Origin of the sequence: Actinomadura geliboluensis (assembly GCF_043197915.1) — a bacterium.
Classification (GTDB): Bacteria; Actinomycetota; Actinomycetes; order Streptosporangiales; family Streptosporangiaceae; genus Spirillospora; species Spirillospora geliboluensis.
The window spans coordinates 200,376-219,289 of sequence record NZ_JBICUA010000012.1; the positions used below are offsets into that span (position 1 = coordinate 200,376).

An 18,914-nucleotide genomic window follows, 5' to 3' on the forward strand; every position below is an offset into this window, starting at 1 on the left:
AGGCGATGCAAACGACCGGTGGGGGGATACGAGAGTGAAGAGCGTCGAGCCCGAGGTGTTCCTCGTCGCGAAGCCCGAACTGGACTACGACGAGGTCGCCCGGTACCTGCGGGACGTGGGCGGGGAGAGCTGGCTGGAGCGGCTCGACCGCGGCGACCTCGACGCGGAGCTGAACGACCCGCAGAACCTCGCCGAGTTCGCGGGCCGGCTCTGCTACCGCTCCTGGGAGCCGGGCCTCAACCCCAACGTGACCAAGATCCGCACCGACTCGGGCCAGTACCTGCAGAACATCCTGCGGAGCCTGCACGGCTCGGTGCTGGAGCACGTCAGCTTCAGCTTCGTCCTGCACAACGTGAGCCGCGTACTGACCCACGAGCTCGTCCGGCACCGCCCTGGCGTGGCGATCTCGCAGGAGTCGCTCCGGTTCGTCCGGCTCCAGGACATCCCGTTCTGGTTCCCCGAGTGGGCCCGCGAGGACCCCGAGCTGATGAAGCGCGCCACGGCGATGCTGGAGCAGATGGAGGAGTTCCAGGGCTGGATGGCCGAGCACTTCGGCCTCGACGACGAGGGCGTGCCGTTCAAGGAGAAGAAGCACAAGACCTCGTTCATGCGCCGCTTCGCCCCCGAGGGCGTCGGCACCGGCCTGGTCTGGACGGCCAACGTCCGCACCCTGCGGCACACGCTGGAGAACCGCACCGCGCCGGGCGCCGAGGAGGAGATCCGGCTGCTGTTCGGCAAGATCGGCGAGGTGATGCGCAGGGAGGCCCCGGACCTGTTCGGCGACTACGTCGTCGAGGACGGCTCGTGGATCCCCGAGTGGCGGAAGGTCTGACCTCCGCCCCGGGGCGGCGCGGCGGGGACTGGGCGCGCGGCGGGCGCTGCGGCATTATTGGACGGTATGTCTGACATCATGATTCCCGCGGGCGCGCGGGAGGTGCCGGGGTACCTCGCCGTCCCCGCGGGGGAGGGGCCCTGGCCGGGCGTCGTCATCGTCTTCGAGGCGATGGGCGCCAACGCGGACATGCGCGCCCAGGCCGACCGGTTCGCCGCGCAGGGGTACCTCGCCGTCCTGCCGGACCTCTACAACGGGGCGCCGTGGGTGCGGTGCGTCAGCAAGGCGATGCGCGACATGCGCGCGCAGCGTGGGCCGACCTACGACGCCATCGAGGCGTCCCGCGCGTGGCTCGCCGGGCGCGACGACTGCACCGGCGACGTCGGCGTGTGCGGGTTCTGCATGGGCGGCGGGTTCGCGCTGGTGGCGGCGGCGAAGTACGACTTCAAGGCCGCCGCCGCGAACTACGGCATCCTGCCCCGCCGGCCGGCGGAGTCGCTGCGCGGCGCGTGCCCGGTCGTCGGCAGCTACGGCGGCGCCGACCCGACGCTGCGCGGGGCGGCGGGGAAGTTGGAGCGGGCCCTGACGAGCGCCGGCGTCCCGCACGACGTGAAGGAGTACCCGGGCACCGGGCACTCCTTCCTCACCGGGTTCGCCCCGCCGGCCCCGCTCGGCCCGGTCGCGAAGATCGTCTTCGGGCTCGGCAAGGGGCGGGAGAACGCCGCCGACGGGTGGGAGCGGATCTTCGCCTTCTTCGGCGAGTACCTCAATAAAAAATCTACAACGTAAAGGCGCCGGGCCGGTCAGACGGTCAGGAGCGCAGGACGGCCTGGGTCTGGGTCACCTGGGCGACGCGCCGGCCGCCGTCGTCGTAGAGGTCGGTCTGGACGACGATCGACGTGCGCCCGGTGTGCAGCGGGTGCGCGGCGCCCTTGACGCAGCCTTCCTTGACCCCGCGGAAGAAGTTCGTCTTCGACTCCAGCGTCGTCGTGAACGTGTCCGGCGGCAGGTTGAGGAACGCGCAGGCGGCGCCGAGGGTGTCGGCGAGCGCCATGAGGGCGCCGCCGTGCATGACGCCGCCGGCGGTGCAGCGCTCCGGGGCCCAGTCCAGCCGGCCGGTGACCTCCTCGGGCCCGGCGGTGTCGATGCGCACGCCGAGCGTCCGGGCGAACGGCATGGCGTCGGTGAGCTGGTCAGGGGTCATGAAGCCTCCTCGGTGAGCGTGTTCGCGTCCACCCTGGTCGCCGGGCCGTCGCGGCGTCCATTACCCGTGACGTAATCGCGGGCGTGACCGGGAGGCCGGTAGCGTCCGGGGCGTGACGACGGCGTTGAGCGACATGCGACCCATCGGCGACCAGCTGCGCGCCTGGCGGCAGCGGCGCCGGCTCAGCCAGCTGGAGCTGGCGTCGGAGGCGGACGTGTCGACCCGCCACCTCAGCTTCGTGGAGACCGGGCGCTCCGCGCCGAGCCGCGAGATGGTGCTGCGGCTCGCCGAGCACCTGGACGTGCCGCTGCGCGACCGCAACCTGCTGCTGGTGGCGGCCGGCTACGCGCCGGTGTTCGACGAGACGCCGATCGAGGAGCCGAGGATGGACGCGGTCCGGGCGGCGCTGAAGCAGGTGCTGGCCGGGCACGAGCCGTACCCGGCGGTGGTCGTCGACCGGTTCTGGAACCTCATCGACGCCAACGGCGCCGCCGCGCTCTTCATGGAGGGCGCGCCGCCGGAGCTGCTGGAGCCGCCGCTGAACGTGCTGCGGCTGAGCATGCACCCGGACGGGATGGCGAAGAACATCCTGAACCTCGCCGAGTGGCGCGCCCACATGATCGACCGGGTGCGGCGCCACGTCGCGCTCACCGCGGACGCCTCGCTGACCCAGCTCTACCGGGAGCTGCGGAGCTTCCCCGGGGACGTCGGGGAGGCGATCGCGCCGCCCGCCGGGCACGACGTCTTCGTCCCGCTGCGGATGCGGTTCGACGGCCGGGAGCTGTCCTTCTTCAGCACGATCGCGACGTTCGGCACGCCGATCGACATCACGGTCGCGGAACTGGCGATCGAGTCGTTCTATCCGGCGGACGCGCCGACGACGGAGTACCTGCGGGAGCGGGCGGGCTGGTGACCGCCCCGCCGCCGCGCGCCGGCAGGTCGTGGTGGACGCGGGGCGCCGGCACGCCGAGCCGCCGCAGCGCCGCGGCCGCGGCCCGGACGAGCGGGGCGGGCCCGGCGACGTAGGCGGTGTGGTCGCGGACGCAGTCCAGCAGGCCGGGCAGGACGTCCTGCACGTGGCCGGTCAGCGCGCCGGGGCCCGCCGACCGGGACAGGACCGGCACGACCCGCAGCCGCGCGGACGCCGCCTCCAGCCGGCGCAGGTCGGGCAGGTCGTAGAGGTGGTCGGCGGTGCGCGCGGCGACCAGCAGCCGGACGTCGCGGCCGGATCCGGCGGCCTGCTCGGCCAGCGCCTTCACGGGGGCGAGCCCGGTGCCGCCGCCGATCAGCAGCAGGTCGCGGCCGGGGTCGGGGTCGAGGGTCATCTCGCCCTCGGCCGGGCCGAGCAGCACGGTGTCGCCGGGGGCGGTGGCCCGGACCAGCGCGCCGCTCACCCAGCCGCCGGGGCGGGCCCGGACGTGCAGGCGCAGCGTGCCGTCCGGCCGGGGCGCGTTCGCGATCGAGTAGGGCCGCCACATCCGGGGCCAGCGGGCGGTCTGCACGCTGACGTGCTGCCCGGCGGCGAAGGGGAGCGGCCGCTCGGGGCGCAGCGTGAGCACCGCGAGGTCGGGGGCGCGGCGGTCGTGGGCGGTGACCTCGGCGGCCCACCACGGCGGGGACTGCGCGGCGTCCCGCTCGGCCGCGCCGATCATGGCCTCGGCCGCGCGCGTGTACGCGGCGGTCCAGGCGGCCTCGGCGGCGGGCGTCCAGCAGTCGGCGGCGAAGACGCGCAGCGTGGCGGTGAGCGCGGCGCCGACGGCTTCGTAGTGCTCGGGCCGGACCCCGTACTTGCGGTGGCCGCGGCCGAGCCGGCACAGGTGGGCGGCGAGGCCGGCGGGGTCGTCCGGGCTCCGCACGATCCGGGCGAGCGCCTGGAAGAACCGGTCGTGCTGGCGGCCCATCGCGGGCGGGAACAGGACGCGCAGGTGGGGCTCGGCCGCGAAGAGGCGGCCGTAGAAGTAGCTCGTCGCGCCCGCCGGGTCGGCTTCGAGGCGGGCGAAGCAGTCGTCGGCGGTACGGGGTTCCGGTGGCATGTCCGGGCTCTCTCCCTGGCCTTCGGGCCTGGCACCGGCGGTCGCGGCGGGTCCGGGTGCCCGGCTGGGTGAGATTCTCTCGCCGAACGCGGTGCGTACTCAACCGGGCGGTCGCGGCGGGGCGCCCGCCGCTGCGCAGGGTGAGCGCCCGTGCGGCGGCGGTGACCGCCGGAGCCCGTGATCGAACACGGATACTGATCGGTATCGGCGGATGGCGTGGCCGGGCCGCGGCGGCCGGTCCGGCGGTGGAGGAGGAAAGCACTCCCCGGTGGAAGTTCGGCCGCGTCGCGGCGATCTGACCGCTTCGGACTGCGAAGAGCCGCCGCCTGCGGCAAGCTGGCCGGGAGAAAAGGGCCGGGGGCGGGACGGCGCGAGGGGGGCGGGTGCGGCGAGCACCCGTTCGCGCCGCCCGGTGGCCAGTGCTCAGCTGAGGGGGAAACGCATGTCAGAGGCCGTCCGCGGGGCTCCGCGCCCCGCCACCGGTGCCGGCGGCCCGCCGGTCATCGGGATCACCACCTACCAGGAGCCGGCCCGCTGGGGGACCTGGGTGCGCGAGGCCGCGCTGCTGCCGGCGCCGTACGTGCGCTCGGTCGAGCGGGCCGGCGGCGTCCCGGTGCTGCTGCCCCCGGCCGCCACCCTGCGCGGGGTCGACCTGCTCGTCGGCCGGCTGGACGGGATCGTGCTCGCCGGCGGCGGCGACGTCGACCCCGAGCTCTACGGCGCCGCCCGGCACCACGAGACGGGGCCGCCGCAGCCGCAGCGCGACCGGTTCGAGCTGGCGCTCGTCCGCGCGGCCGTCTCCGCGGACCTGCCGTTCCTGGCGATCTGCCGGGGCATGCAGGTGCTGAACGTCGCGCGGGGCGGCGCGCTCATCCAGCACCTGCCGGAGGCCGTCGGCCACCGCGGGCACGCGCCGCAGGCCGGCCTGGTCGGCTCGCACCCGGTGCGGATCAGCCCGACCAGCCAGATCGGCAAGATCCTCGGCGACGCGGCGGACGTCCCGGCCTACCACCACCAGGCGGTCGGCCGGCTCGGCAAGGGCCTGTCGGCCGTGGCGTGGGCGGAGGACCAGGTGGTGGAGGCCATCGAGCTGCAGGGCCACCGCTTCGGCCTCGCCGTGCAGTGGCATCCCGAGGAGGGCGAGGACAAGCGCCTCTTCGAGGCCCTGGTCGCGGAGGCCGCGGGCCGCTGAGCCGGGATTGGCGTCCCCTTTCCCGGGGAAGGCGGTCGGTGGAAACCGCCGCAGACCCCGGGGAGGCCGCCGCATGCCCGTCCATCCGCAGACCGCGAGCTTCCTGGAGCAGCTCGCCTCCTGGACGGCCCCGCCCGCCGGCCCCGGGGACGGAGCCGAGCCCACGATCGCGGAGATGCGGGAGCGGATCGGCGCGGCGTACCCGGTCGTGCGGCGGGAGCTGCCGTACGTGCGCGACGTCGCGGTGCCCGGCCCGGGCGGCCCGGTGCCGGTGCGGCTGTACCGCCCGGTGCCGCTCGCGCGCGGGCCGCTGCCCGCGGTCGTCTACCTGCACGGCGGCGGCTGGGTGCTCGGCGGCGTCGACAACGTGGACGCCGCGTGCCGCGACCTCGCGCACGCCGCCGGATGCGCCGTCCTGAGCGTCGGGTACCGGCTGGCGCCCGAGCACCCGTTCCCCGCGGCCGTGGACGACGCGTGGGCCGTCGTCGCCGCGGCGGGGGAGGCGGGCCGCGAAGGGGCTTCGCTAAGCGGCCACGGCATCGCGCCCGGCGCCGTGGCGGTGGCCGGCGACAGCGCCGGCGGCAACATCGCGGCGGCCGTCGCGCTGCTGGCCCGCGACCGCGGGCTGCCGCTCGCCCACCAGCTGCTGGTCTACCCGGTGACCGACACCGCGATGGACACCCCGAGCTGGCGGGAGTACGGGTCCGGGTACGGGCTGGACGCGGGCAGCCTCGCCCGGTTCATGGACCTGTACCGGGGCGGCGCCGACCCGTCCGACTTCCGGCTGGCGCCGCTGCGCGCCCCGGACCTGTCCGGCGCGGCGCCCGCCACCGTCATCACCGCCGAGTGCGACATCCTGCGCGACGAGGCGGAGGCGTACGCCCGCCGGCTCGCGGCGGCCGGGGTGCCGGTCGAGCTGCGCCGCTACGACGGCGTCGTGCACTCGTTCTTCCTGCTGCCGGAGATCTTCGACGCCGGCGCCGAGGCGATGGCGTTCGCTGTGCGACGATTGCGCGCGGCATTCGGTGATCGCGAGCGGGAGGGCGGCGCGCCATGTACGACGGGTACGAGCGGCTGAGGATCGACTGGGCGGCGGACGGGGTGCTGCGCGTCACGATCAGCACGCCGGGCAAGCTCAACGCGGTCGACACCGTGGGGCACCGCGAGCTGGCGGAGATCTGGCGGGACGCCGACGCCGATGACGCGGTGCGCGCGATCGTGGTGCGCGGCGAGGGGACGGCGTTCTCCGCCGGCGGCGACATCGCCATGATCGAGGAGATGATGGCCGACCACGCCGCGCGCCGCCGGATCATGCGCGAGGCCCGCGACATCGTGATGAACGTGCTGAACTGCTCCAAGCCGGTGGTCAGCGCCGTGCAGGGCCCGGCGGTGGGCGCGGGGCTCGCGGTGGCGCTGCTCGCCGACATCTCGGTCGCCGGCCGCACCGCGAAGATCATCGACGGGCATGTGCGGCTGGGCGTGGCGGCGGGCGACCACGCCGCGATCGTGTGGCCGCTGCTGTGCGGGCTGGCGAAGGCCAAGTACTACCTGCTGCTCAACGACGTCCTGACCGGCGAGGAGGCCGAGCGGATCGGCCTGGTGTCGCTGTGCGTGGACGACGCCGAGGTGCACGACCGCGCGCTGGAGATCGCCGGGCGGCTCGCCGCCGGGCCCGCCGAGGCGCTGTCGCTGACCAAGCACGCGCTGAACAACTGGCTGCGGCTCGCGGGCCCGACGTTCGACGCGTCGCTGGCGATGGAGTTCTTCGGGTTCACCGGCCCGGACGTGCGGGAGGGCGTCGCGGCGATCCGCGAGAAGCGCCCGCCCCGGTTCGGCTGAGGCGGGGCCCGGCCCCGGGGCGGGCCGGGGTCAGCCGAAGCGCTTGGCGAGGGCGCCGAGCCCGGTCGCGTAGATGCCCTGCGCGAGCGTCTTGGTCATCGCCTCCTCGTCGGCGGCGTCCGCGGAGAACTCGGCCCGCCACTCGACGAACGCGTGGCCGGTGGCGGTGACCGGGGCGACGCGCAGCTCGGCGCGGCAGTCGCGCACCGGCAGCGGGCACTCCAGGATCTCGTACCGGTAGCCGCGGCCGGCGTCGTCCAGCGCGGTGAGCCGCTCGCGGAACACCGTCTCGCCGGGGCCGATCAGGCGGCGGACGCAGCCGACGCGGTCGCCGGGGCCGCCGTCCTCGATCACGCCGGTCTGCACGCCGGGCATCCAGTCGGCGAGGTTGCCGAAGTCCCGCAGGTAGGACCACACCTCGTCGGCGCTGCTGGCGAACACGGCACTGGCGTAGGACCGGGGCATGGGCTCTCCTCACGGTGGGCGGACCCTCATGCTGGCCCGGCCGCTGTGACCCGGGCAACACCTTGACCGTGCCGAATCCGATTCGGAATGATCAGGCGCATGCTGCTCGGGGACCTCGCGCACCGCGGCGCCGCGCTCTGGCCGGACCGCACGGCGTTCGCCTGGGACGGCCGCCGCCGCACCTACCGCGAGCTGCACCGGCGCGCGCGGTGCTGGGCCGGGCTGCTGGCCGGCGGGGGAGTGGGGCCCGGCGGCCGCGTCGCGCTGCTGACCGTCAACGCGCCGGAGGCGGTCGAGGCCGCGTTCGGCGCGTCGCTGATCGGCGCCGCGGTGGTCCCGCTGAACGTGCGGCTGAGCCCCGCCGAGATCCGGTACCAGGTCGAGGACGCGGGGGCGCGGCACGCGGTCGTCCACCCGGCGCTGGAGACCCTGGCCGCCGCGTCCGGCCTCCTCGACCTCGACCACTGGACGATCGGCCCGGCCCTCGACCGGGCCCTGGACGAGGCGCCGCCGCACGACCCGCCCCGCCCCGGCCCGGACGCGCCGGTCGTCCAGCTCTACACCTCGGGCACCACCGGGCATCCGAAGGGCTGCCTGCTGACCAGCCGGGGCTGGGTCGCCGCCGCGGCGAACGCGGTGCAGGCGTTCGGCCTGACCGGCGACGACCGGCTGCTCGGCGCGCTGCCGCTGTTCCACGTCGCCGGGTACGGCGCCGTGCTCGGCCAGCTGGCCGCGGGCGGGACGGTCGTGCTGCCGTCCGGCGCGTCTCCGGAGGCGCTGTGGCCGCTCATCGCCGAGCACGGCGTGACCGTCGCGGTCTTCCCCACCGGCACCGGGCGGGCGCTGCGCCATCCCGCCGCCGCGCCGGGGACGCTCCGCCTGGTCTTCGGCATGGCCGCGACCGAGCGTCCCGCGACGCTGGAGCGGCTGCGCGGCCTCGGCTACCGCGGCGTGTACGGCTCGACCGAGGCCGGGAACTTCGTGGCGGTGTCCACGCTGGAGGACGAGCTGGCCGCCCCCGGCACGGTCGGCCGCCCGCTGCCCGCGTTCGACCTCGCCCTGGACGGCGTGGACGGCCCCGGCGAGGTCGGAGAGCTGCTGCTGCGCGGCGCGAGCCTGATGGCCGGATACGCCGGGCACCCGGGCGTCCCGCCGGACGGCTGGCTGCGCACGGGCGACCTCATGCGGCTCGACGCCGACGGCCGCCTGCACTTCATCGACCGCGCCAAGGACATGGTCAAGAGCGGCGGCGAGAACGTGTACTGCGCGGAGGTCGAGCGCGTCCTCGCCGAGCACCCCGGCGTCCGGGACGCCGCGGTGATCGGCGTCCCGGACCGGCGCTGGGGCGAGGCGGTCAAGGCCGTGGTCGTGGTGCGCGGAGGCACCACGCCGGCGGAGCTGGACGCGCACTGCCGGGCCCGGCTCGGCGCGTTCAAGCGCCCCCGCTGGTACGAGCTGGTCGCGGCGATCCCGCGCAACCACTCGGGCAAGGTGCCCAAGCGCGAGCTGCGCGCCGCGCACGACCCGGGCACGTCCGTCCGGCTCCCCGAGTCAGGCGGGTAGGCGCGGGCCAGTGCGGCCGCGGCCTAGTACGACTTGGGCAGGCCCAGCTCGTGCTGCGCGATGTGGGCGAGGACGAGCTCCTCCGCGACCGGGATGTTCTTGGCGATGCGGGCGTCGCGGAACATCCGGGCGATCGGGTACTCCATCGAGTACGCCATCCCGCCGTAGGTCTGGAAGGCGCGGTCGGCCGCCTGCCAGGCCGCGTCCGCCGCGGTCAGCTTGGCGATGTTGGCCTCCGAGCCGCAGGGCCGGCCGCGGTCCCACAGCCAGGCGGCCTTGTAGGTCATCAGCCGCGCCAGCTCCAGCTGCGCCTTGGCCTTGGCGAGCGGGAACGCGATGGCCTGGTTGGTGCCGATCGGTTTGCCGAACGGGGCCCGGTCGGTCGCGTACTCGCAGGCGAGCCTCAGCACCAGCCCCCCGGACCCGACGCCGCCCGCCGCGGCGAGGATGCGCTCGGGGTTGAGGATGTCCCACAGCACGAGGAACCCCTGGTCGGGCTCGCCGAGGACGCGCTCGGCCGGGACGCGGACCTCGTCCAGGAACACCATGCTGGACGCGACGGTGTTGGTGCCGAGCTTGGGGATCGGCTGGTAGGTGAGCGTGCCGTCGGCGACGGCCTGCTTGACGTCCACCAGCAGGACGGTGAACCCGGAGGTGCGCGGCCGGGCCTCGGCGGCCGGGATCGTCCGGGTGACCAGGACGAGGAAGTCGGCGCGCTCGACGCCGGAGATCCAGATCTTCTGGCCGCTCACCACGAAGTGGTCGCCGTCGCGGCGGGCCTGGGTGGTGATGTTGATCGCGTTGCTGCCCGCGTCCGGCTCGGTGATGGCGAAGCAGGTCTCGATCTCCCCGGCGGCGATCTTCGGCAGGAGCTCGCGCTTCTGCGCCTCGGTCCCGTGCCGGTTGATCGTCAGCCCGCCGAACGCGGGCGTCAGCAGGTACATGAAGGACGCGGCGCCGCCCGCGCCGCCCTCGGCCAGCGCCTCCAGGGCGACGGCCAGCTCCAGCAGCCCCTGGCCCCCGCCGCCGTACTCCTCGGGGATCGCCAGCGCGTGCCAGCCGCCCGCCACCAGCTCCCGCCAGACCTCCTCCGGCCAGCGCTTGTCCGCGTCGCAGCGGCCCCAGTAGTCCTGGTCGTACTTCCCGGCGATCGCCAGCACGCCCTCGCGCACCGCGGCCGCGCTCTCCGGCAGGTCGAAGTCCACCGCGCCTCCCTCAATTCGCGTCCGCACCACGGTAGCCGATTTAAGTAAGTGGTCACTGACGCGGGGGTGCGGTCATTGAAGCGCGCCGCACCGGGTAGGCGAACCGACGGACACCGACTCGGGAGGGGGCGCCCATGCGGCCGCGCGACAGGTGGATGCTGGCCGGCGGACGGTGGAGCCAGGGCACCGGGCAGGACGCGTTCACGATGACCGACCCGGCGACCGGCGAGCCGCTCGGCGTGGTGGCCGTGTCCACCCCGGCGGACGTGGCCGCGGCCGTCGCGGCGGCCTGCGACGCCGCGCCCGGCTGGGCCGCCACCCCGGCCGCCGACCGGGGCGCGGCCCTGCACGCCGCCGCGCGGGCGGTCGAGGAGCGGATGGACGAGCTGGCCGCGCTCGTGACCGCCGAGATGGGCAAGCCGTCCGGCGACGCGCTCGGCGGTGTCGAGGCCGGCATCGGGACGCTGCGCCAGTACGCCGAGCTCGGCCCCCTGCACGGCGGCCGCAGCCTCCAGGGCGGCTGGCGGGCCGCCGACTTCCTGGTCCGCGAGCCGCGCGGCGTCGCCGCCGTGATCACCCCGTGGAACGACCCGGTCGCCATCGCCTGCGGCCTGATCGGCGCCGCGCTGGCCACCGGCAACACCGTCGTCCACAAGCCCTCCGAGCGGACCCCGCACACCGGCGCGATGCTCGCCGAGCTGCTCGACGCGTGCCTGCCCGACGGCGTCCTCAACATGGTGACCGGCGACGGCGCGACGGGCGAGGCCCTCGCCGGCCACCCGGACACCGACGTCGTCGCGCACGTCGGCTCCACCGCCGCCGGCCGCCGCGTCGCCGAACTGGCCCTGCGCACCGGCGCCCGCACCCTGCTGGAGAACGGCGGCTGCGACCCGCTGATCGTGGACCGCGACGTCGACCCCGGGTGGGCCGCCGGCCAGGCCGCCCTCGGCTGCTTCGCCAACGCCGGCCAGATCTGCACGTCCGTCGAGCGGGTCTACGTCCACGAGGCCGTGGCGGACCCCTTCCTGGAGGCCCTCGCCGAGCGGGCCCGCGGCCTGCGGATGGGGCCGGGCGCCGACGTGACCACCGAGCTCGGGCCGCTCGTCGACGAGCGGCACCGCACCCACGTCCACCAGCAGGTCGAGAAGGCGATCGCGGACGGCGCGCGCGCCCTGACCAGCGCGCGGATCCCGGACGGCCCCGGCGCGTTCTACCCCGCGACGGTCCTCGCCGGCTGCGCCGACCACATGGCGATCATGGCGGAGGAGGTGTTCGGGCCGGTCGCGCCGGTCCGCACCGTGGCCTCCTTCGACCACGCCCTCGACGCGGCGCGCCGCTCCCGGCACGGCCTCGCCGCGACCGTCCTCACCCGGGACATGGCGCACGCGCAGGCCGCCTGGCGCACCCTGAACGTCGGCACGGTGAAGATCAACGCCGTGTTCGGCGGCGCCCCGGGCGGCGCCGCCGAACCGCGCCTCGGCAGCGGCCGCGGCTTCGGCTACGGCCCCGAGCTGCTGGACGAGATGACGAAGGTGAAGGCCGTCCACGTCCAGACCGACGTCCCCTGACGCCCCTCCCTCAGCCCTTGACGGTCAGCAGCGGCCGCAGCTCCGCGACCGGCGTCGCGACGCCGCCGCCCGCCAGGCTCGACACGACCGGGCCGATGTCCTTGTAGGCCCACGGCGCCTCCTGCTTCAGGTCGCGCCGCCACGCCGCCATGACGTCGCGCCTGCGCGCCGTCACCGGGTCGCGGTGGTCCAGCGGCGTCACGACCCGGAACTCGCGCAGGAACGCGTCGAGCTCGGCGTCGCCGCCCCGCGCCGACGCGCCGCGCGGGACCCGGCGCCCGGCGCCGTGGCACGCGCTGGCCAGCGTGCGCGGGTTCCCGTGCCCGCGCAGGACGAAGCTGGACGCCCCCATCGACCCCGGCACGATGACCGGTTCGCCCCACATCGCATAGGGTCCGCCGGCCATCTCGGCGTGGCCGCCCGCCGGGGTGGCGCCCTTGCGGTGCACGAACCGGTCGCCGTCCCGCCAGAACAGGTTGTGGGGCGCGTCGTACAGCGGCCGGGCGTCCGGGTCCCCGCACTCGGCCGCCAGGCCCGCGCGCATCGCCAGCGACAGGAAGTACCGGTTGCCGGCCGCGAAGTTGGCGGCGTTGCCGAACGCGTCCAGGTACCGGCGGCGGGCGGGCTCGGACCGCTCGTCCAGCAGGAAGGGCAGGACGCCGTTGCGGGGCCGGGGCAGCCCGGCCGGCCACCCGGCGCGCAGCGCGTCCAGGGCGGTGGCGTTGGCCTGGTGGCCGAGCGACAGCGAGCCGCTGTGCACCATCGTGACGACCGTTCCGGGGGAGAGGCCCCAGGCGTGCGCGGCGGCGGGGTCGTGCACCTCGGCCACGTACTGCAGTTCGGCGAAGTGGTTGCCGCCGCCGATCCCGCCGATGACGCTGTCGTGGCTCGCGCCGCCCGCGCTGCCGATCCAGTCGGCGAACGCGGCGGCCGTCGCGGCCGGGTGCGCGCACGCGTGCGCGCGGTCCAGGGCGTCGTCGGCGTCCTCGGGCCGGAAGCCCCGCCACGGGGCGGCGCCCGTGAGCAGCAGGCCGGGCAGGCCGTCGCGCAGCAGCGCCTCGCGCTGGACGGGAGTGAGCGCGATCCGGCGGCCGCCCTCGAAGAACAGGTGCCGCAGCCGCCGCTCCAGCGCGTCCAGCCGGGCCCGGACGCGGCCGGCACGCAGCGCGGTGACCTCCAGCCGCATGCCGCAGTTGACGTCGCTGCCGACCGCCTGCGGCAGCAGCGCGTGCTCGGTCTCCAGGACGGTCCCGATCGGTATCCCGGCGCCCTTGTGGAAGTCGGGCGTGAGGGCGGCGCGGGTGATGCGCGGCTCCGGCCCGGTGTAGCCGGGGGTGGCCTCGGCGAGCCGCTCGAGCGTCCCGGCGGTCTCCAACAGGGCCAGCGCCTCGGTGACGGCGGCGGGTTCGAGCGGCACTCCGGCCCCGGCGCAGATCTCGACGGGGACGCCTTGCGGGTTGGGGAGGGTGAGCCAGTTCTCGCCGGTGCGGGCGAGACGGGGGTCTTGACGTGCGGACACGGTGAATCCTTCAGGGCTGCTGGGAGCGCGCGACGGCGCGCGGGAAGGAGCCGTCCGCGCGGAGGGCGCGACGGCGGGGGAGCGGGCGGGGCCGCTCGTCCTCGGGTTCAGCAGCCGCGAGGAGAGACCGACGGTAGCGCGGGGTCAGGCGTCCGGGCCACCGGTTTTCGCGGGGACGGACAGGTAGCGGGCCACCAGCCGGGCCACGAAGTGCGCGAACTCCTCCGGCGGGCCGGACGGCAGCATGATGTGGCTCATCGTCAGCCGCACCGCCGCGTCGGCGACCTCGGTGAGCGCGTCGCGGTCCAGATGCGGCCAGTGCCGCAGCGCGTGGTCGGCGATGCGGGCGCTGGCGGCGAACAGCACCGGCTCGGCCTGCGTGGTGAGCAGCGGCAGCATCTCGTCGCCGCCCGCGCCGGTCAGCACCGCCTTCTTCAGCTGGTCGTCCGCCGAGGTCTCCAGCGTGTACATCACGGCGGCGACCACCGCGGAGTACACGTCGTCGTGCTCGGACAGCGCCGCGTCGACGCCGTCGAGGTAGCGCTCGTTGTCGCGGACCACGACCGCCTGGGCCAGCCCCCACTTGTCGCCGAACTCGTTGTAGACGGTCTGCCGGCTCACCCCGGCGGCCGCGGCGACGTCCCGCATGCGGACGGCCCGGTAGCCGCGCTCGACCAGCAGCTCGGCGGCGGCGTCGAGCAGGGACTCGCGCACGGGGCGTCCGGCGGTGCCCATGGTGTCGTCGTTCCTCCGGGTGCTGGTCGGGTCCCCATTATCGCGCGCCGCCCGGCGGCCCGGCCATTCAGGCGTCCGCCGGGGCGCCCCCGCGGTCCAGGAGGTGGGCGAGGGGGAGGGTCGCCGCGCCGACCGCGACCGCCTCGGGGCCGAGGTGGCACAGCTCCACCGCGGTCTGCGCGAACGGCTGCCGCAGCGCGTACGCGGCGGTGGCCTCGACGATCCGGTCCAGCATCCGGCCGCCGATCAGCAGCCCCGCCCAGCCGCCGATGATGATCTTCTCGGGGCTGAACAGGTTGACCAGGTCGGCGATGCCGGCGCCCAGGTACTCGGCGACCTCCGCGCGCAGCCCGGCGGCGGCCTGCGACGGGTCGGCGAGCAGCGCGGCGAGGGCCGCCTCCTCGTCGGTCCCGGCGGCGCCGCCCGCGGCCCGGTAGCGCTCCAGCAGCGCGGTCGCGCCGACATAGGACTCCAGGCAGCCGCGCGACCCGCACCGGCACCGCGCGCCGCCGACCCGCAGCGTCGTGTGCCCCCACTCGCCCGCGCTGCCGGCCGCGCCCCGGTACGGCGAGCCGTCGATCATCACGGCGGCGCCGACGCCGGAGCCGATCAGGGCGACGACGGCGTTGCGGTGGCCGCGGCCCGCGCCGAACCACATCTCGGCCTGGCCGAGGGAGGTGGCGCCGTTGTCGATGAACAGCGGCAGGTCGGTGCCGGCGCGCAGCATCCGCTCCAGCGGCACGGCCTCCCACCCGATCGTCTGGCAGTGCACGACCGCCTCCGGGCCGTGTTCGATCACGCCGGGCACGCCCACGCCGACGCCGATGATGGACGCCGGGTCGACCGACGCGCCCTCGATGACGGCGGGCAGCCCGTCCAGGATGTGCCGGACGACGGCGCGCTCGTCGTGGCCGCCGTCGCCGAGCGGCAGGTCGGCCTTGGCGAGCTGGGTCAGCTCCAGGTCGAACAGCTCGACCATCACCCGCGTCTCGCCGACGTCCACCCCGACGAGGTGGCCGTAACCGGCCGCCGTCTTCAGCAGCACCCGCGGGCGGCCCCCGTCGGACTCCACGCTGCCCGCCTCCACGACGAGCCCGGCCTCGATCAGCTCGGTGACGACGTTGCTGACCGAGGCGGGGCTGAGCCCGGTCTCGCGGGCCAGGTCCTGGCGGCTGAGCGGGCCGTCGAAGTACAGCCGCCGCAGCAGCACCGACCGGTTGGTGCGGCGCAGGTCGCGCACGGTCCTCCGGCGCCGTTCCGGCATCGGGCCCCCTTCTCCCGCGGCCGCCGCGCGGCCGCGTCCCCCCGGTTCTCAGGTCTTGACCCGGTAATTATGTCACTGCTTAGATCACGTCGTGAAATAAGGTGTGATCTAACTCTCCGAGTGATCCCCCTCACTCCGGACCGGAAGGCCGAGCCGATGCGCCATACCCCACTCGCAGGACGGGCCGCATTCCCAGGACGGGCCAGATTCGCAGGACGGGCAGCGTTCGCAGGACGTGCAGGGGCCGTCCTCACGGCAGGACTGGTGCTCGCCGCCGCGGCGGCCTGCGGCGGCGGCACCGCGTCCGGCGGCGGGAACGGCGACCCGAAGACGCTGACCTACTGGGCCAGCAACCAGGGCGCCGACATCGCCGCCGACCAGAAGGTGCTGGCCCCCGAGCTCGCGAAGTTCGAGCGGCAGACCGGCATCAAGGTCAAGCTGGAGGTCGTCCCCTGGAGCGACCTGCTCAACCGCATCCTCGCCGCCACCACCTCCGGCCAGGGGCCGGACGTCCTCAACATCGGCAACACCTGGTCGGCCTCGCTCCAGGCCACCGGCGGGCTGCTGCCGTTCGACGGCGCGGCGATGGCCGAGGTCGGCGGCGCCGGCCGGTTCGTGCCCGCCGCGCTCGCCTCCACCGGCGCCAAGGGCAGGCCCCCGGCCGCCGTGCCGCTCTACTCGCTCGCCTACGGCCTCTACTACAACAAGAAGATGTTCGCGGACGCGAACCTCCAGCCGCCGAGGACCTGGCAGGAGATGGTCGACGCCGGCCGCAGGCTCACCAAGGGCGGGAAGCACGGCATCGCCGTCGAGGGCGCCAGCATCCCCGAGAACGTCCACGCCGCGTTCAACATCGGCCAGATGTACGGGGCCGACTTCTTCACCCCCGACGGCAAGCCGCAGTTCGCCACCCCGCAGGCGGTGAAGGCGGTCAAGTCCTACATCGACCTCATCGCCGCGGACAAGATCGCCGCACCCGGCAACGCGGAGTACTCCGCCAACCAGTCGATCAACGACTTCGCCACCGGCAAGGCCGCGATGCTCATGTGGCAGGCCACCACCAGCGGCCTCACCAACCTCGGCATGAAGCCCGGCGACTGGGGCGTCGTCCCGCTGCCCGCACCGTCCCCGGCGCCGCCCGGCGGCAGGGACGTCACCTCGATGGTCGCCGGCATCAACATCGCGGTCTTCAAGAACACCGGCAACAGGGACGGCGCGCTGAAGTTCGTGAAGTTCATGACCGGCGACGCCGAGCAGAAGGTCCTCAACAAGGCGTACGGGTCCCTTCCCGCCGTCACCGCCGCGCAGAACGACCCGGCGTTCGACACCCCCGACCTGAAGGTCTTCAAGCAGATCCTCGCCACCGGCGCCGCGCCGCTGCCGCAGGTCCCCGAGGAGAGCCAGTTCGAGACGGCCGTCGGCACCGCGATGAAGGACCTGTTCGCCGACGCCGCCGCCGGCAAGCCCGTCACGGAGGAGCGGGTGCGCGACGCGCTCGCCGCCGCCCAGGAACAGATGGGCAAGTAGGCGGATGGCCACCGCGAACGCCTCGGCCGCCCGGACGGGCGGCGCCGAGCGGCCCCGGCCCGGGCCCGGCGCGGCCCGGCCGGGCCGGCGGCGGCCGCGGCTCCCGCCCAAGGCGCTGCCCTACCTGCTGCTCGCACCCGCGATCGCCGCCGAGCTGATCGTGCACCTGGTGCCGATCGCCGTCGGGATCTGGATGAGCTTCCGGGAGCTGACGCTCTTCTACGTCCGCGAATGGTCCAGGGCCCCCGGCGCGGGCCTCGGCAACTACCGGGTCGCGGTCGACGTGGACGGCGCCATCGGGGCGGGCCTGCTGCGCTCCTTCCTCGTCACGGTCGCCGTCACGGTGCTGGCGGTCGGGCTGTCCTGGCTGCTCGGCACCGCCGCCGCGATCCTGATGCAGGACCGGTTCCGCGGCCGCGGGCCGCTGCGCGCGGTCTTCCTCGTCCCGTACGCGCTGCCCGTCTACACCGCGGTGATGACGTGGGCGTTCATGTTCCAGCGCGACACCGGCCTGGTCAACCACGTCCTCACCGACCAGCTCCACCTGACCGGCGGGGACCGGCCGTTCTGGCTGATCGGCGACAACAGCTTCTGGGCGCTGGTCACCGTCATCGTGTGGCGGTCGTGGCCGTTCGCGTTCCTGGTGCTCATGGCCGGGCTGCAGAACATCCCCCGCGACCTGTACGAGGCGTCCGCGCTGGACGGCGCGGGCGTGTGGCGGCAGATCCGGCACATCACGCTGCCGGCGCTGCGGCCCGTCAACCAGGTGCTCGTGCTGGTGCTGTTCCTGTGGACGTTCAACGACTTCAACACGCCGTTCGTCCTGTTCGGCAGGGCGGCGCCCGACGGCGGCGACCTGATCTCGGTGCACATCTACCACGCGTCGTTCGTCACCTGGAACTTCGGCACCGGCTCGGCGATGTCGGTGCTGCTCCTGCTGTTCCTGCTGGTGGTCACGGCGGCGTACCTGCTCGCCACGTCGAGACGGAGACCCGCGCATGGCTGAACCGCGCCCGTCCCGCAGAGGGCCGGCCGACCCGCCGGCGTCGTTCGTGTGGACGCGCCGCATCGTGCTGACGCTGCTGGCGGTGTTCACCCTCGTGCCCGTCTACGCGATGGTCAGCTCGTCGCTGAAACCGCTGCAGGACGTCCAGGGAGCGTTCCGCTGGATCCCGTCGGAGCCGACGGTCCGCCCCTACGTCGACATGTGGTCGACCGTCCCGCTGGCCCGCTACTTCGTCAACAGCGTGATCGTCGCGGGCGGCGCCACGGTCGCGTCGGTCGTGATCGCGGTCGGCGCGGCGTACGCGGTGAGCCGGTACCGGTTCGCGGGGCGCCGGGTGTTCACCGTGACGGTGCTGTCCACGCAGATGTTCCCCGGCATCCTGTTCCTGCTGCCGCTGTTCCTGATCTTCGTCAACGCCGGGAACGCGACCGGCGTCGCGCTGTACGGCAGCCGGGGCGCGCTGATCCTGACCTACCTGACGTTCTCGCTGCCGTTCTCGATCTGGATGCTGGCCGGCTACTTCGCCTCGATCCCGCACGAGCTGGACGAGGCGGCCCGGGTGGACGGCTGCGGGCCGCTGGGCGCGCTGCTGCGGGTGATCGTCCCGGCGGCGCTGCCGGGCATCGTCGCGGTGACCGTCTACGCCTTCATGACCGCGTGGGGCGAGGTGCTGTTCGCCTCCGTCATGACCAACGACCAGACCCGGACGCTGGCCGTCGGGCTGCAGGGCTACTCCACCCAGCACGAGGTCTACTGGAACCAGGTGATGGCCGCCTCCCTCGTGGTGAGCGCCCCCGTCGTCGCCGGGTTCCTGCTGCTCCAGCGCTTCCTGGTGGCCGGCCTGACCGCCGGCTCCGTCAAATGAGCTCCGTCAAATGAGCTCCGTCAAATGAGCTCCGTCAAATGAGCTCCGTCAAATGAGCTCCGTCAAATGAGCTCCGTCAAATGAGCTCCGTCAAATG

The 18,914-nt window shown here is 74.6% G+C and carries 18 protein-coding genes; 11 read left to right on the plus strand and 7 right to left on the minus strand.

Annotation, left to right across the window (positions count from 1 at the left end):
• Positions 1–34: 34 nt before the first annotated feature.
• Together thyX and ACGFI1_RS34335 are read left to right on the plus strand one after the other, a co-directional pair.
• The gene (gene thyX / locus ACGFI1_RS34330) at positions 35–832 is read left to right on the plus strand and encodes an FAD-dependent thymidylate synthase (RefSeq protein ID WP_138641015.1); all 798 of its coding nucleotides are present in this window, start codon (positions 35–37) and stop codon (positions 830–832) included.
• Positions 833–898: 66 nt separating this feature from the next.
• The gene (locus ACGFI1_RS34335) at positions 899–1,621 is read left to right on the plus strand and encodes a dienelactone hydrolase family protein (RefSeq protein ID WP_392791387.1); all 723 of its coding nucleotides are present in this window, start codon (positions 899–901) and stop codon (positions 1,619–1,621) included.
• 22 nt (positions 1,622–1,643) lie between these two features.
• On the opposite strand, the gene ACGFI1_RS34340 is transcribed toward ACGFI1_RS34335, so the two are convergent.
• A complete protein-coding gene (locus ACGFI1_RS34340) occupies positions 1,644–2,036 on the minus strand; it encodes a PaaI family thioesterase (RefSeq protein WP_392791390.1) in 393 nt (130 codons plus the stop codon).
• A 133-nt stretch (positions 2,037–2,169) separates the two neighbouring features.
• Between ACGFI1_RS34340 and ACGFI1_RS34345 the strand changes: the two genes are divergently transcribed.
• The gene (locus ACGFI1_RS34345; protein ID WP_386866770.1) at positions 2,170–2,949 is read left to right on the plus strand and encodes a helix-turn-helix domain-containing protein; all 780 of its coding nucleotides are present in this window, start codon (positions 2,170–2,172) and stop codon (positions 2,947–2,949) included.
• Here the strand turns inward: ACGFI1_RS34345 and ACGFI1_RS34350 are convergent.
• Positions 2,864–4,069, minus strand: a complete 1,206-nt coding sequence (locus tag ACGFI1_RS34350; RefSeq protein WP_392791393.1) for a globin domain-containing protein — start codon at positions 4,067–4,069, stop codon at positions 2,864–2,866. The two genes, ACGFI1_RS34345 and ACGFI1_RS34350, sit on opposite strands and share 86 nt — an antisense overlap.
• 442 nt (positions 4,070–4,511) lie before the next feature.
• Between ACGFI1_RS34350 and ACGFI1_RS34355 the strand changes: the two genes are divergently transcribed.
• The 3 genes from ACGFI1_RS34355 (at position 4,512) to ACGFI1_RS34365 (ending at position 7,100) form a co-directional block, all read left to right on the plus strand.
• Positions 4,512–5,261: a gamma-glutamyl-gamma-aminobutyrate hydrolase family protein gene (locus tag ACGFI1_RS34355; RefSeq protein ID WP_138633929.1), complete on the plus strand. Its 750-nt coding sequence runs from the start codon at positions 4,512–4,514 to the stop codon at positions 5,259–5,261.
• 73 nt (positions 5,262–5,334) lie between these two features.
• Positions 5,335–6,339 carry an alpha/beta hydrolase gene (locus ACGFI1_RS34360; protein ID WP_392791396.1) on the plus strand — a complete coding sequence of 335 codons (1,005 nt, stop codon included), beginning with the start codon at positions 5,335–5,337 and terminating at the stop codon, positions 6,337–6,339.
• On the plus strand, positions 6,315–7,100 hold the full coding sequence (locus ACGFI1_RS34365; protein ID WP_364553565.1) for an enoyl-CoA hydratase/isomerase family protein: 786 nt from the start codon (positions 6,315–6,317) through the stop codon (positions 7,098–7,100). The genes ACGFI1_RS34360 and ACGFI1_RS34365 overlap by 25 nt, the downstream gene beginning before the upstream one ends.
• Before the next feature lie 30 nt (positions 7,101–7,130).
• On the opposite strand, the gene ACGFI1_RS34370 is transcribed toward ACGFI1_RS34365, so the two are convergent.
• Positions 7,131–7,565 carry an SRPBCC family protein gene (locus tag ACGFI1_RS34370; protein ID WP_138633938.1) on the minus strand — a complete coding sequence of 145 codons (435 nt, stop codon included), beginning with the start codon at positions 7,563–7,565 and terminating at the stop codon, positions 7,131–7,133.
• Positions 7,566–7,664: 99 nt separating this feature from the next.
• Here ACGFI1_RS34370 and ACGFI1_RS34375 point away from each other — a divergent pair, with 99 nt between their 5' ends.
• On the plus strand, positions 7,665–9,128 hold the full coding sequence (locus ACGFI1_RS34375) for a class I adenylate-forming enzyme family protein (protein WP_392791398.1): 1,464 nt from the start codon (positions 7,665–7,667) through the stop codon (positions 9,126–9,128).
• Between the two features lie 23 nt (positions 9,129–9,151).
• Here the strand turns inward: ACGFI1_RS34375 and ACGFI1_RS34380 are convergent, their stop codons facing one another.
• Positions 9,152–10,333, minus strand: coding sequence for an acyl-CoA dehydrogenase family protein (locus tag ACGFI1_RS34380; protein ID WP_364553569.1), 1,182 nt, complete (start codon positions 10,331–10,333; stop codon positions 9,152–9,154).
• 134 nt (positions 10,334–10,467) lie between these two features.
• On the opposite strand from ACGFI1_RS34380, the gene ACGFI1_RS34385 reads away from it, so the two are divergent.
• Positions 10,468–11,901, plus strand: a complete 1,434-nt coding sequence (locus tag ACGFI1_RS34385; protein ID WP_392791400.1) for an aldehyde dehydrogenase family protein — start codon at positions 10,468–10,470, stop codon at positions 11,899–11,901.
• A gap of 10 nt (positions 11,902–11,911) precedes the next feature.
• Here the strand turns inward: ACGFI1_RS34385 and ACGFI1_RS34390 are convergent, their stop codons facing one another.
• The 3 genes from ACGFI1_RS34390 to ACGFI1_RS34400 all read right to left on the minus strand — a co-directional run bounded on the left by ACGFI1_RS34390 (position 11,912) and on the right by ACGFI1_RS34400 (position 15,419).
• Positions 11,912–13,420: an RtcB family protein gene (locus ACGFI1_RS34390; protein WP_392791402.1), complete on the minus strand. Its 1,509-nt coding sequence runs from the start codon at positions 13,418–13,420 to the stop codon at positions 11,912–11,914.
• A gap of 144 nt (positions 13,421–13,564) precedes the next feature.
• Complete coding sequence (locus ACGFI1_RS34395) at positions 13,565–14,155, minus strand: TetR family transcriptional regulator (RefSeq protein WP_138633951.1); 591 nt, start codon at positions 14,153–14,155, stop codon at positions 13,565–13,567.
• 67 nt (positions 14,156–14,222) lie between these two features.
• Positions 14,223–15,419 (minus strand): ROK family transcriptional regulator, encoded by a 1,197-nt coding sequence (locus tag ACGFI1_RS34400; protein ID WP_364553572.1) that lies wholly within the window; start codon positions 15,417–15,419, stop codon positions 14,223–14,225.
• Between the two features lie 264 nt (positions 15,420–15,683).
• On the opposite strand from ACGFI1_RS34400, the gene ACGFI1_RS34405 reads away from it, so the two are divergent.
• From ACGFI1_RS34405 to ACGFI1_RS34415, 3 genes are read left to right on the plus strand one after another with little or no spacing between them, the layout of a single operon-like run.
• Positions 15,684–16,946, plus strand: coding sequence for an ABC transporter substrate-binding protein (locus ACGFI1_RS34405; protein WP_392791406.1), 1,263 nt, complete (start codon positions 15,684–15,686; stop codon positions 16,944–16,946).
• A gap of 4 nt (positions 16,947–16,950) precedes the next feature.
• Complete coding sequence (locus tag ACGFI1_RS34410) at positions 16,951–17,952, plus strand: carbohydrate ABC transporter permease (protein ID WP_392791409.1); 1,002 nt, start codon at positions 16,951–16,953, stop codon at positions 17,950–17,952.
• Positions 17,945–18,817: a carbohydrate ABC transporter permease gene (locus ACGFI1_RS34415; protein ID WP_392791412.1), complete on the plus strand. Its 873-nt coding sequence runs from the start codon at positions 17,945–17,947 to the stop codon at positions 18,815–18,817. Before ACGFI1_RS34410 ends, ACGFI1_RS34415 begins: the two co-directional genes overlap by 8 nt.
• Positions 18,818–18,914: the final 97 nt, after the last annotated feature.

Coding starts and splice junctions, on each gene's coding strand:
- ACGFI1_RS34410 (WP_392791409.1), top strand. CDS start 16,951: ATGGCCACCGCGAACGCCTCGGCCGCCCGGACGGGCGGCGCCGAGCGG.
- ACGFI1_RS34365 (WP_364553565.1), top strand. CDS start 6,315: ATGTACGACGGGTACGAGCGGCTGAGGATCGACTGGGCGGCGGACGGG.
- ACGFI1_RS34345 (WP_386866770.1), top strand. CDS start 2,170: ATGCGACCCATCGGCGACCAGCTGCGCGCCTGGCGGCAGCGGCGCCGG.
- ACGFI1_RS34375 (WP_392791398.1), top strand. CDS start 7,665: ATGCTGCTCGGGGACCTCGCGCACCGCGGCGCCGCGCTCTGGCCGGAC.
- ACGFI1_RS34350 (WP_392791393.1), bottom strand. CDS start 4,069: ATGCCACCGGAACCCCGTACCGCCGACGACTGCTTCGCCCGCCTCGAA.
- ACGFI1_RS34395 (WP_138633951.1), bottom strand. CDS start 14,155: ATGGGCACCGCCGGACGCCCCGTGCGCGAGTCCCTGCTCGACGCCGCC.
- ACGFI1_RS34370 (WP_138633938.1), bottom strand. CDS start 7,565: ATGCCCCGGTCCTACGCCAGTGCCGTGTTCGCCAGCAGCGCCGACGAG.
- ACGFI1_RS34340 (WP_392791390.1), bottom strand. CDS start 2,036: ATGACCCCTGACCAGCTCACCGACGCCATGCCGTTCGCCCGGACGCTC.
- ACGFI1_RS34355 (WP_138633929.1), top strand. CDS start 4,512: ATGTCAGAGGCCGTCCGCGGGGCTCCGCGCCCCGCCACCGGTGCCGGC.
- ACGFI1_RS34415 (WP_392791412.1), top strand. CDS start 17,945: ATGGCTGAACCGCGCCCGTCCCGCAGAGGGCCGGCCGACCCGCCGGCG.
- ACGFI1_RS34360 (WP_392791396.1), top strand. CDS start 5,335: ATGCCCGTCCATCCGCAGACCGCGAGCTTCCTGGAGCAGCTCGCCTCC.
- ACGFI1_RS34335 (WP_392791387.1), top strand. CDS start 899: ATGTCTGACATCATGATTCCCGCGGGCGCGCGGGAGGTGCCGGGGTAC.
- ACGFI1_RS34385 (WP_392791400.1), top strand. CDS start 10,468: ATGCGGCCGCGCGACAGGTGGATGCTGGCCGGCGGACGGTGGAGCCAG.
- ACGFI1_RS34400 (WP_364553572.1), bottom strand. CDS start 15,419: ATGCCGGAACGGCGCCGGAGGACCGTGCGCGACCTGCGCCGCACCAAC.